Raw genomic sequence first — 12,216 nt, 5'->3', positions numbered from 1 at the left:
GGTGTTTCACCTTAGTACGCAGCAGGTTAAAAACCCAAAACGCCGATATCGCCCCCCGCCAACGTTTCTCCTCTTTATGAAAAAGGGGGAATCAGGAGAAGAAACGTTGACGAGAAGCGATACCGGCGCCTTTCGCACAGCAAGCAGTGGTTCCCACGCACGAGTTGATGGTGGTGCGTCCAGCCTCTCCTCGTCCCTTGTCCGCGCCATTCACCGCTCACGATTGTGAATGGGTAATGAAGAAGGGTGCTTGGGATCCAGCTTGCTGCGAAAGACGTAGATTCGGCCCGCTTAGCCCCAGCTAGCGGCGGCGCGGCGGTTGACGTCACTCATGTTGTCATTGCCCTGGGAGACAGTCTGCGAGATGGTGGCGAGCACGGTGTTGAGTTCCGCGGCTGCCTTGTCCCACTTGGCCTGCGCAGCGTTGTAAGCAGTTGCAGACTCGCCTTCCCAGGTGGAAACCATGGGCTGCAGGGTGGACTTAAGGTCACCGAGAAGGCCATTGATGCGGCCGGAGGTGGAGTTGATGTCAGCGGCGGCACCGGCAATGGCGCCAAACTGGTACTTGATTCCAGACATGAAGTATTCCTTGCGTGTAGTTCAGTGGATTAATGGTGGTTATTCGGCGCGTACTTTAGAGGGCTAGGCCCGCGCCGCCGACGTTGTCGAAGGACTGGGCGTTGTCAGCCTCAACCGAATCAAAGTTGCGAGCATTGTCGCGGATGTTTTCGCTGATAGAGGTCAGGGCCTCACGCAGCTGCTGCGCGGAGGTGTTGTAGCGCTGCATCAGGTTGTCGAAGGACACCTGTGCGCGGCCGGACCAGCTGGCGCGGACCGAGTCCACCACGCCCTGCAGGCGGGTGAGCTCTCCCTGAACTTCATCATTGGTGGAGTCAACGCGGCCGGCAGTGGCCACCATGACGTCGGCTTCAGTGCGGAAAGTTTGAGTCATAGTATTTGTCCCTTTCTGTATCCCTTCGTGGGGCCAATCCCTTCAGTACAAGGGCTTTTAGTTCGTGAATCTGTCCCCCGAGAAGCACCCTGTTGTCCTTCTCATCTTTATTGGACTGAAGCTGCACCCCATCGGTTCCCGGCCCTTCCAAACTTTTTATTTTTTCTTCGATTCGCTTGCGCTAGTCCTTCTTGACCAGCGATTCTGCGGCCATCCGGCAAGCAGCTTTCTGTACTACGTTGGGCTCAAACTTGGTGTGGCATCCCACCGACATCTGATGGCCTTTGTCTTCCCACATCATCCATGTCACCCGTGAGCCATCACCAGGGTCCTCGGTATAGGACAGACGGCCAGATTCCTCGGCTGGGTCGTGCAGCGATGGGTCAGACTCAATCTGCTGTCTGATTTCGTCAAAGAGGACGTCCACGGGCACGTTGAAGAGCGGATCCGCTGCCAGGAGGATGCGCAGGTTCGGGTCCTCTCCTGCAGCGGTGACTAGGCCATCCTCCACGCTGGTGCGAAAGCCCTGGGGCAGGACCAGAGACATACCTTCGACCTCGATGACCTGCTGTCCCGGGCGCAACTGCTGGCTGCCGGAATCCTGTGCGGAAGAATCCTGGGTATCAGCGGTGGCTGTTACTGGTGCCTCCACCGTTGATCTGGGTGATGGCGACCCGCTGGGCACAGCGGTGGCGGTGGCGCCGTCAACCGACGAGCTCGCCGCAAGGGCTGCGTCTTTACGGCCCACCGCCCACCACGACACCCCAGCCACCAACAGCACCATGACCGCGATGGCGATATAGAAAGGGTCGATGTCAAGCGGGAACCGTGGGACTGCAGCGCGGTGTGAACGACGCGGCCGAGGCGGCCGCGTTCTGCCAGGTATGAGGTCCGCATCATCGTCGGCATCATCACTATCCGGCACTGCACTTCTTCTCACCGGGGGCGGCGGCGCTGGTACGGCTGGGGGTTCAGGTTCTACAACACTGGCTCCTGCGGCACGCAGCTGGCGGCGCAGAATTGCCACGGCCTCCGTACTTATTTCCGTTCCGGATGGATCGTCGATGACGTCAACGGTGACGTCGGGCCAGTCGGCTCCGCAGATCTTTTCCACCTGGTCAAGGACGGTATCGAGGGCCCATCCTTCAACAATTCCGGTTCCGGGGAGGTCGTAGCGGTAGACAGTCTCGGGGCCTTCATAGATGGTCGCAGCATCAAGAACCGTCACTGTCAGGGTCGTCGTTTGGGTATTGGTGCTGCGCAGCGCATGGCTAGTGGTCATGAGTTTTCTCCTGAATGAGTCGTGTCTTAATCAGTTGTGGGGTCAGCTGGGCTGTGCTCGTGCGGCACATACACCTGGGCCAGGCCTTGGGCCGCGCCGCGCACTACCCATTGGCCGCGACCTGGCGGCAGGGCTGTGGGTTTGATGCCGAAGATGGCGCCTTCGTCACGGTCGGCGTCGAGAAGCAGCAGTGCTGGCTGCAGATCACGCACGGCTGAGAGGAATTGGCCAAATAGCGCGCGGCCGATGCCGCCGGACTTGCGCGCCAGGACCAGGTGCAATCCCACGTCCCGGGCATGCGGAAGAAGCTCGAGCAAAGGCGCGAGCGCAATTTCACTGACCAGGTCAAGGTCATCGATGACGAGGAAGATCTCAGGGCCGTCCCACCAGCTGCGCGCGGCAAGTTGCGCGGGAGTAACCTCTGGTCCAGGCAGGCGCTGTTCCAGGGTGCGAACAGTATCGATAATGGTTTGGGTTGCCGCGCTTGCCGACGCCCCATACGCCGCCACCATCTCCTCCTCCAGCGTCCCCAAATGTGCGCGGCGCTCGTCGATGACCACCAGGCGCGCTGCCTCCCTGCCCATCCGGCTAATGCCGGCCATGATGACGCTGAGGAATTGGGACTTTCCGGCTCCCTGCGAGCCGATACACACAAGGTGATGCTGCGTCGCCGGATCCCACGTGAGAACCTCAAGGTCGGGACCACCAATTCCCCATGCGATGCCAGGAGGTATAACCCCGTCGGCAGGCTGGGGCAGATCGGTGAGAAGCGCGGGCAGCATCTTGAGCGCCGGCACGGCTTCCGCATCTGCGTGGACTCCGCAAATGTGGGCGATGTCCTGTGCGGAGGTCGAAGCAAAGAGTAGATTCTCCCCCGCCACCGTGATACCGCGCCCAGGTGCGGCCGGAAGCTTCTGCTGCGCTTTGCGGTCAATAAGGGAATCCATAGCCTCGCCCAAACGCAACTCAAGGCGCGCCGAGATGAGGTCACGAATAGACGGTCGCAAACTGGTCCAGCGCGCAGCAGCAATAAGCACGTGGATACGGGCGGAAGCACCATCGGCCACCAACTGGGTAATAGGCTCAGACAAGTCCTCAAAATCCGCGCCTGAGGTACCGATGTGGTGCCAACCATCGATGATGAGGAAGGTATGACGTTCTTCCGGCCGGCGTACAAGGCCGGCCACTTCGTCAACAATGCGCCGAACCTTTTCAGGCTCGTCGCGGCCGGCAACACCCGCCACGTGCGGCAGGCGTTCTAAGATTCTGAGCTGCCCGCCGCCGAGGTCGATGACGTAGAAGCGAATCTCTCCTGGCGAGTGGTTCAATGCCAGACCAGCGACGATGCTGCGCAAGGCCATGGACTTTCCTGACTGCGGCCCGCCACATAGCGCTAAGTGTCCACCACCCGTAGTGAAATCCACGGTGAGTGGGTCCTGGCGCTGGTGGTAGGGGCGATCGATGAGCCCGACCTCCGCGCGCAGCCCGGCGCGCGTGTCGCTGGCCAAAGCCGCCACGGCAGACAGCTCCACCAGCGGGGGCAGCGGTGGCAGCCAGATACGGCGGGCTGCGTGGCCGCGCTGGGCTGCTTCATCGCGGGCAGCGCCCACCACGGTGGCCAACAGCGTGGTGGAGGAATCCACGAGCATCGTGTATTCCGATTCTTCCTCCAATGCCTGCCAGCCAGTAAACAGTTCAACGCGCGACACTGCGCGGCTACTCCCCTCGCGCACCACTCGGCGCGTGACCGGACCAGAGACATAGGAGGCTTGGAAACGGGTTGGCGCATCGGCATCGGTCTTGAGGTAGCCCGCGCCGGGCTGAGCAGGCAGGTGGTAGGCATCCGTCACACCTAGGACTTGGCGGGATTCACCAGCGGAGAAGGTCTTCAAACCGATGCGATAAGACAAGTGGGAATCAAGACCGCGCAGGCGGCCTTCCTCCAAGCGCTGGGATGCCAAGAGCAAGTGCACGTGGAGCGAGCGGCCAAGCCTGCCCACTGCAACAAAAAGTTCCGCGAAGTCTGGGTGCTGGCCCAAAAGTTCGGAGAACTCATCGACCACAATGATCAACGCAGGAAGTGGGCCGTATTCACTCACTGCGTCGTCAGAGGCGTTGAACTCACCGACGTTGGCAAAGTTGCCGGCCTTGCGCAGCAACTCCTGGCGGCGGTTCATCTCACCAGAGATGGCGTCATACATGCGCTCCACCAGGGTGGATTCCTCTTCCAGGTTGGTGATGACCGCGGAAGTATGCGGCAATTCATCACAGCCGAGGAAGGTCGCGCCTCCTTTAAAGTCCACGAGGACGAGGTTGAGTTCATCCGGGCTATGGGTGGCGGCAAGAGCGACGACGAGTGTTCTTAAAAGTTCCGATTTTCCACTGCCGGTTGCACCGATGCACAGCCCGTGCGGCCCCATGCCTCCCTGGGCGGATTCTTTCAGGTCAAGAAACACTGCCTGCCCGGAGTCGTCTACCCCAATGGGCACACGCAGGCGCTCGGAGGGGGTTCGCCCGTGCCACATTCCGGACGCAACGAGCTCGTCGACGTCACGATAGCCCACGAGTGTAGGCAGGTCGGCATCGCGCCCATGCCGCGGGGTCGAGCCGGCGTCGCTGCCGAGAGGCCGATGGTAGGGCGCTAGTTGGCGCGCCCACAACAGCGCGCTGGCGGTGTCGATATGCTCGCAGCGCCCTAGGTTCTCCTCACCCGCGGCGGTCACCACGGAGAGCTCACCGTCAGTGTGCAGGTAAATGCCTTCTTCCTCGGCTCTTCGGCCCAAAGGTGAATGCGGTGTGACACCCACGGCGAGGGTGACCGTGGGGTGGTTGAGGGGGACGTCGGCAAGCGCGGCGGGTCCTTCCGTGGGGTCGTCCTCGACGACGCGAATGCAAAAGTGCGCCTGCTCCGGTTCGCGGGTATGCGGCAGCCACTTGAGCCAGTCCCACTCGTTGCCGTCATACTCAATCCCCACGGTCTCCGGGCCGTGGAGCACCGCGAGGTGCAGCAGCATCGCTCGCGCTACCCCCGCGGCATCGTCCCCGGCCAGACCCACGATGGGAAAGGCCTGCAGCTGGATGACCACGGGCATATTCGCCAGCGTTCCTACCGCCCGCACGGTCTGTCGCACGCTCACCGCACAGACCGGATCGAGGTCCTCTGCCGCACCTGAATCCGGCACAGTGATGGGCGTACACAGCGCCATCGGGCCCGTTCCTACCCGCACCTCCAGCGCATCGGGTGCATCAGGTCCTCGTTCCCACAGGCGCGGACTTGTTATCAGCGCGGCCGCCTGGCGCGGCGTGGGATTGCGGTGTTCCTCATGCGCGCGCTGCGCCTCACCTCGTTCCACGGCCTGCTCCCGCAACGCCTTGAGGTGGCGCAGGTAGGTGCGCCGCGTTTCATCCGGGTCCTGACTACCACTTGATGGGTTGAACATCATGGCCATACTGGCCAGCATCATGAGCGGGAACATCAGACTCATGGGACTCATCCGGCGCCCGTCGCCTGCCCCCAGCACCATGAGCGCCACCATGCCCAGCATCGCCGCAATCATGACCAGCGGCATAAGCAGGCGCACGAGCGGCACTGGCTGGGCGCGCACAGCCTCAGGCACAGCCTCGGCTTCGATAGTGCCCTGCGGCAGTGGCGGCGCTGGCTCCCGATAAGCTGACGGCCCCGAATCAACGACGCGTGTAGGTACGCGCATGTAAAAGTCCTTCCCCCCGAAGTACTCCACCGCCTCCTTCAGCGGTGGACAGCGTGCCACCAGTAAGCCACAATGAACGGCAATGGGCAAGGGGTAGCCCAGAAATTTTTCTCGGGGGAGGTACTTTCCATGACCCGCGCACTCGCGCATTCCATTCACGTCACTGTCCGCATCCATGCAGGCCAAGCACGCAAAGAGGCAGATGTATCCCTGCCCTTATCCGCGAGCGTCGGGGAGGTGCTGGGAGAGTTGCTTGTGCTTGTCGACATCCCTCCTGCCCCCATCCTCTGGCGCGCTACGACCGCTTCGGGCAAGGCCGTATCGATGACCTCACCGCTCGACCGCACTCCGCTCGAGGACGGCTCCGTGCTGGTGCTCAGCCCGGAGGAATCACCGCCCGCCCCGATTGTCCGGGATGCGGCGGAAGCGCTCGCTGCCGACGCACCATCAACCACGCTGGAGGGTCTCGCAGGCGTGTGGGGCTGCGCCGCGATCATCGCTATCGGCGCGCTTCTCACCGCAGCGCTGTCCCCAGCGCTTGGTTGCGCCGCCGCAGCAGTTCTTGCTGTCGTGCTGGCGGTGTGGACGCGGCGCGGTTCGCTGTTGGCCGCAGCACATATCGCTGCTGGACTGGCCGGCTGGTTCGGCGTGGGTGGCTCTGACGCGAGTTCGGCGGCGCTTGCCGGTTCAGCTGCAGCACTGGCCATCTTGGCGCTCCTTTCCCACCTCCTGCGCACCGGCGGTCTGCGGGCACGAGCGATAGCCGGAACGTGGTGCGTGCTCGCGGTCATCGGGTTGCTGGGCGCTGCCGCGCTCCTCGCCGCCATCATGGGGCTTCTCGCTGGCGCGCCCCTCCTCACCACGAGGTTGGCTGGTCTGCGCGTGCCGCAGCTGCCCACCGCCGGTCAAGATTTGAGCATTTCAGACGACGTCCCTACCGATAACGCTGACAAAGCCCGGCGCGCCGGGCTAACCTACGAGGGGATCGCGGTGGGCTGCACGCTGGCTGGTATTCCCGCAGTGCTCTTCATCGCGCTGAGCGCCCATGACGCTGAGACAATCCGGGCTTCCCAAGCCTTATGCCTGAGTATTGCGGGCGGGGTCATCGTCCATGCAGCACGGCATGCCCGGACCGTGGCTGCCTGGGCACTAGGGCTTTTAGGGGTGGCCGCTGCCAGTGCTACGGTAGCCGTGGCAGTGCGAGAATGGCAGCTGTTGTCCTCCCCGACAACCACGACATGGGTACTCAGCGTTGTTGCCGGGCTCGTCATTATCGCGATGCTCTCAGCTCCGATGTGGGCAGACGCCCTTGCCCACGTGGAGCCGACCACCATCGTGTGGTTCGAGCGGGCCGAAGCCCTCGCATTGGCTGCCTGCTTACCGCTCGCGGCACACTTAGCAGGGCTCTTCGAGTTCATCCGGGGACTGGGCTCATGACAGCCAGCAGACACATCGGGGCGATGGCGCTCAGTGTCGGGCTGCTCTGTGCTGGATCAGCTGTGGATAGTTCGCAGGCTGCTGCCCGTGAGCCGGATACCGCCTGCGCGGAAGCCACTCGTGCGGCACAGGGACCGCAGCCCTCGGCGCAGTATGCGGAGTACCGCTCGCGCCTGCATTCCTTTGCCACGGGGGCCCGGGTAAAAGTCGCAGTCATTGATACCGGCGTGGCCGCCCACCCGCAGCTGCGGGTAACACCTGGCGCGGACTTCGTGACTCCGGAGGAACCCGACCCCTTGCGTGACTGCGACCTGCACGGCACTGTCGTGGCCGGTGTCATTGCCGGACGCGAACTCGGCGTGGCCCCAGATGCGGAAATCTACTCCATCCGGCAGACCAGCGCGCACTATCGGACCCCGCCGCCCGCCGATACAGAAGGCGCAAACGGTCCGAGCGAAGATACTGAGCAATCGGGTTCCGGAACGCTAGCCAGCTTGGCAGCAGCCATTGAGGATGCCGTTGATGCCGGGGCCCACGTCATCAACGTATCCGTCGTCTCCTGCGTACCATCGGATTCTGCGGCACGGGTCGATCGATCTGGCTTGAATGCCGCCCTGCAGCGCGCGGAGGATGCGGGGGCGGTGGTGGTGGCGGCGTCGGGAAATGCGACCTCCGGTGGCTGTGACAAGGGCGACGTCGTGTTTCCCGCCGTGGCAGATACGGTCCTCTCCGTCGGTGCTCTGGCCACTCCACACGAACTCGCCGACTATTCCATTGGAGCACCTTTGAGCGCTGAGGGCGACGTCCCCCTTGCTCTTGAACCTGGTGGTGGGTGGGCCACCGCCAAGGGCGACACGCTGTTCCAAGGCACCTCCTTCGCCGCTCCCCTGGTCAGTGGAACGGTCGCTCTCCTCACGCAGCGCTACCCCGATGATTCTCCGGCCCAGCTACGCGAGCGCATCATCGGCTCGGCAGAGCCAGGCAACGGGGTGGTCGATCCGCTTGCAGCGCTGACCTACCGTCCGCTGGAAAGCGAGAACCCATACCGCGACATCAGCGTGATACCGCACGCCCCACCGCCTTCAGCTAGTTGGCCACGAGTCCGTACGCTGCTGGCGCTTCTTACTTTCCTTCTCCTGGTGGCAGCAGTGAGTGCTCGTGTTTTAAGGCCTCAGCGCGGCTCAGCGCGGAGCCTTCCGGCAACAAGCGCAGAATTTCCCATGGCACCTGTTCCGGCTCATCAAGCCCCAGGGAATTAAGCTCGGCAGCGCCGGCCAGCTCGTGCCGCCTACCGGTGGATGAGACCACGTGATAACCGTGCCCGCTATCCACGCCTACCCCTGCCTGCAAGCCCGCAAAGCGTTGTGCTGCCGATTCACCCGGCAGGGCCACCGTGGCGGTGACCGGCTTTGCGCTACCCGCGCCATGGTGGTGGGTCGCGCACAACCAACCCTGCTCGGGCGAGAGGAACTCGACGCGGGTGGTGGGAAGGTGGAAGGTTGGTGGGACGTCGCTGAGCGCAGCAACGTCTTGGGCCTGCGCGGGGAGCCGCTGCGCGCCGACGCCCACGAGCATCTCTGCCTGCGTCGGGGTAATGGCGAAAACGCCCTGCTCCGTGCGGGCCCAGAGCTGCTCGCCGGTATCGAGGATTTCCGGCGGCACGGCCGGAAAACTCAGCGGCTCCAGCTCAGCGAAGGCATTGAGCAACTCCGTGGGAACGCTCCACACCGCTGTTTCTGCCGTCATGCCCAAAGCACGGCGCAGCACACGGCCTTGCGTGCTCGTGGCCTCCGGCAGGACGACGCGGCCCTGTCCGGTGAGCAACCACTGGGTTCCATCAGATTCCGCCACGGCGGCCTGCTCTTCATCGAAACCCCGCACACCATGATGCGCCATAACTGTCACGGTGCCAACGCGGTTGCTGGACTGCCAATTCTCACCCTCCGTGGACTCTTCCAGGCACGCCGCCCAGCCCGGTTCTTCCCCCGTACCGGCCGCCAGAAGGTTCGGGGCATCTACAATCCCCAATGGTGTGCCCAAGCTGACCTGCTCCAGGAAGGACTCCCCAGCAGCGCTGGGTTCCACCGGTTCGTTGGCGATGAGCCGGGCAGAAGCCAAATTAGCCACCGGGTGGTAGGTTCCGTTGACCAGCGCTAGGAGCTGCCCCTCGGAAGAACGCACGACGGGCGCATCTCCGGGTCGCGGGTCCGGCTGCATCCACGCGATGAGCCCCGAGCCAAGACTCAAGAAGGCTACTGCGGCTACCCCGCCAAGCAAAGCGCGCTGGCGCCTTTTCAATGGATCATGAATCATGCGGATGTCCCCAAACACGAGTCCGTGCTCGAGGCGGCGCAAAAGGAACTTGTGGCCCGACACCTGGGCCTTGGTCGTTGGCAACGCGCGTGCCATGAGAATCCTCCCCCGAATCTGAGCGCCACCCTCCCACGGCGCAGTGGGTTCTAGATTAACCCAACTCGGTATCCTCCGCAGCGCGACGACCACGGGTCATCGCCGCCCGCGCGGCCAACTGGTCCGCATCGGGGTAATCCACGCCCACCAGGCTCAAACCTTGAGCATCAGCAAGCGGGATCTCTGAGGACCGGCTTTCTTCCCGCAGCATATGGGCGGCGAAGTCAACTCCGCGCGAGCCCTCCCCCACCCGCAAACAGCAGCCCACCAACGAGCGCACCATGGACCAGCAAAAGGCATCCGCGGTTACGTGCGCCTCGTAGAGCTGCGGCTCCGCGGGCGTCGACACGTCCTTCCACTCAAAGGCAAGGAGCTCGCGAATGGTCGTGGCGTGCGGCTTCGCCTTGCAGAAAGCCACGAAGTCATTGAGCCCCACCAGCTGATCGGCCGCGGCCTGCATTAGCTCCAGGTCCACTGGCTTGAACCACGTCGCGGTATCGCGTGCGCGAGTCGGAAGTGCACCGCGCGGATGGGTGGTGATGCGGTAGACGTAGCGGCGGCGTAAGGCAGAAAAGCGCGCGTCGAAATCTGCGGGAACTTCGGTGCAGGCGTGGACGCGGACGTCGGCAGGCAGCAACTTGGCCAAGCGCTTCACCAGCTTGGTGGGATCGCCGTCAATGCTGCGCTGTCCCAGCGCCGCCCGTGTGGTATCTAAGTGCGCCACCTGACCGCTGGCATGCACTCCGGCATCGGTGCGCCCAGCCACGGTGAGCTCCACTGGGTGGCGCAGCACCATGCTCAGCTTCTCCTCAACGGTCTGCTGAACAGTGCGCAGGCCGCCCTTCTGCTTGGCCCACCCGTGGAAGTCGGTGCCGTCGTAGGCCAAGTCTAGGCGAAGGCGAACGTTAGTCATGGATGCTGATTCTACCTAGTCGTTGGCATTCCACTCGCGATTGAGTTCCCAATCCTGGGCCGCGTGCTGGCGCTTCGCGCTCTTGCTCACGCCCAGCTTGCTCAAAGCGGCATAGCCAGCCCGCTTGGGGTGCTTTAGATTCTTCTTGGCCTGGCCGGCTTTGCGCTTGGCCTTGCGGGCGCCATCCCGAACAATGCGGGCAGACAAGCGCAGGCGCGGGTCCATGGGTTGTTCGGCTCCCCGGTATTCAAACACCGGCAGCGACCATCCAAAGTAGATCGCAGCCACGCGCAGCGCCAGCGCTAGGCATACCGTCACGACGCCAGCGACCTCATCGCTGAGCCCCAGCTCCATCAATCCCGCATAAGAAAAGGCTGCAAGAACAGAAATGGAGGCGTACAGCTCGGCGGACAGGACCAGCGGGATACGGTCGGACAACAAGTCACGCAAAATACCGCCAAAGACACCGGTCAGCACCGCAGCCACGGCAGCGATAACCAACCCATGGCCATGTTCCAAGGCCTTCTGAGCACCAAGGACACTGAATACCGCAAGGCCCAGGGCGTCGAGAAGCAAGAATACATGCCGGAAATAGTGCATTAGGAAGGACATATAAACCGTGGCGACGGCGGCGGCCACCACGGCCAAGAGGAAGCGCGGTTCCGCCACCCACGTCAACGGGTAGGCGCCCAGCACCATGTCGCGGATCGTGCCGCCGCCCAATGCGGTGACTGCGCCCAACATGATGACGCCAAACAGATCCATCTTTTGCCGGCCAGCGGACAGCGCAGCGGTCATCGCCTCGGAGACGATGCCGATTACGTACAGCACAGTAAACAGCGGGGTCATAGAGTATACGTTCTGGTCGGGGTTATATAGCCCAGAAAGCATAACAAAAGGCCGCAGCCCCACCTAAGGTGGTACTGCGGCCTAGTTAAGGCGAGAGAAGTTTACTTCTCCTCGGACTCCTCAGCAGCGGTCTCCTCGACCTCTGCCTCGGTTGCCTCTGCCTTTGCTTCCTCAGCGGATTCAGCCTCAGCCTCTTCGGCCTTAGCTTCCTCAGCCTGCTTGGAAGCAGCTGCGCGGGTAGCGCGGTTAGCCTCGGAGGTCACGGTCTCCTCGAGAACGAGGGAGATCTGAGACATCGGGGCGTTGTCACCGGTGCGGTTCTCCAGCTTGATGGTGCGGGTGTAGCCACCCTCACGGTTCTCAAACTTCGGTGCCAGCTCATCAAAGAGGTAGGCAACAACATCCTTGTGCGGGATGAGCTTCAGAACAGCGCGGCGGTCAGCAACGGTGCCGGACTTAGCCTTGGTGATGATCTTCTCGATGTACGGACGAAGAACCTTCGCCTTGGCATCGGTGGTCTTGATTGCGCCGTGCTCGATCAGGCTAGCTGCCAAGTTGCTCAGCATGTGTGCCTGCTGCTTAGCGGAGCCTCCGAGACGGGCACCCTTCTTAGGGGTTGGCATTGTGTACTCCTCGTGTGCGGATTAATTGAGCGCGCAACGAG

Annotated in this window: 9 protein-coding genes and 1 pseudogene; 2 read left to right on the top strand and 8 right to left on the bottom strand. The window is 62.9% G+C overall.

The window, feature by feature from the left end; all coding sequences use genetic code 11:
• Nucleotides 1-291: 291 nt before the first annotated feature.
• The 4 genes from NX84_RS03365 to eccCa form a co-directional block, all read right to left on the bottom strand.
• The gene (locus NX84_RS03365) at nt 292-579 is read right to left on the bottom strand and encodes a WXG100 family type VII secretion target (RefSeq protein WP_039673789.1); all 288 of its coding nucleotides are present in this window, start codon (nt 577-579) and stop codon (nt 292-294) included.
• Between the two features lie 55 nt (nt 580-634).
• On the bottom strand, nt 635-952 hold the full coding sequence (locus tag NX84_RS03360; protein WP_039673786.1) for a WXG100 family type VII secretion target: 318 nt from the start codon (nt 950-952) through the stop codon (nt 635-637).
• Between the two features lie 181 nt (nt 953-1,133).
• On the bottom strand, nt 1,134-2,234 hold the full coding sequence (locus tag NX84_RS03355; RefSeq protein WP_039673785.1) for a type VII secretion-associated protein: 1,101 nt from the start codon (nt 2,232-2,234) through the stop codon (nt 1,134-1,136).
• Between the two features lie 26 nt (nt 2,235-2,260).
• Complete coding sequence (gene eccCa, locus NX84_RS03350) at nt 2,261-5,944, bottom strand: type VII secretion protein EccCa (protein WP_174519845.1); 3,684 nt, start codon at nt 5,942-5,944, stop codon at nt 2,261-2,263.
• 129 nt (nt 5,945-6,073) lie between these two features.
• Here eccCa and eccD point away from each other — a divergent pair, with 129 nt between their 5' ends.
• Together eccD and NX84_RS12495 are read left to right on the top strand one after the other, a co-directional pair.
• Nucleotides 6,074-7,381, top strand: coding sequence for a type VII secretion integral membrane protein EccD (gene eccD / locus NX84_RS03345; RefSeq protein WP_039673780.1), 1,308 nt, complete (start codon nt 6,074-6,076; stop codon nt 7,379-7,381).
• Nucleotides 7,378-8,349, top strand: a pseudogene (locus tag NX84_RS12495) (S8 family serine peptidase); the annotation flags it as partial. The gene eccD and the pseudogene NX84_RS12495, both read left to right, overlap by 4 nt.
• Nucleotides 8,350-8,503: 154 nt before the next feature.
• On the opposite strand, the gene eccB reads toward NX84_RS12495, so the two are convergent.
• The 4 genes from eccB to rplQ all read right to left on the bottom strand — a co-directional run bounded on the left by eccB (nt 8,504) and on the right by rplQ (nt 12,175).
• Complete coding sequence (eccB, locus tag NX84_RS03335; protein WP_039673776.1) at nt 8,504-9,790, bottom strand: type VII secretion protein EccB; 1,287 nt, start codon at nt 9,788-9,790, stop codon at nt 8,504-8,506.
• A gap of 55 nt (nt 9,791-9,845) precedes the next feature.
• Nucleotides 9,846-10,703: a tRNA pseudouridine(38-40) synthase TruA gene (gene truA, locus NX84_RS03330; protein WP_039673774.1), complete on the bottom strand. Its 858-nt coding sequence runs from the start codon at nt 10,701-10,703 to the stop codon at nt 9,846-9,848.
• Between the two features lie 15 nt (nt 10,704-10,718).
• Nucleotides 10,719-11,552 carry a trimeric intracellular cation channel family protein gene (locus NX84_RS03325; RefSeq protein ID WP_039674330.1) on the bottom strand — a complete coding sequence of 278 codons (834 nt, stop codon included), beginning with the start codon at nt 11,550-11,552 and terminating at the stop codon, nt 10,719-10,721.
• 101 nt (nt 11,553-11,653) lie between these two features.
• Nucleotides 11,654-12,175, bottom strand: a complete 522-nt coding sequence (gene rplQ / locus NX84_RS03320; protein ID WP_039673772.1) for a 50S ribosomal protein L17 — start codon at nt 12,173-12,175, stop codon at nt 11,654-11,656.
• Between the last annotated feature and the right edge of the window lie 41 nt (nt 12,176-12,216).

Source organism: Corynebacterium minutissimum (assembly GCF_000805675.1).
Lineage (GTDB): Bacteria > Actinomycetota > Actinomycetes > Mycobacteriales > Mycobacteriaceae > Corynebacterium > Corynebacterium minutissimum.
Note: the sequence above shows the minus strand (reverse complement) of the source record. Positions and strands in the feature narration are given on the sequence as shown.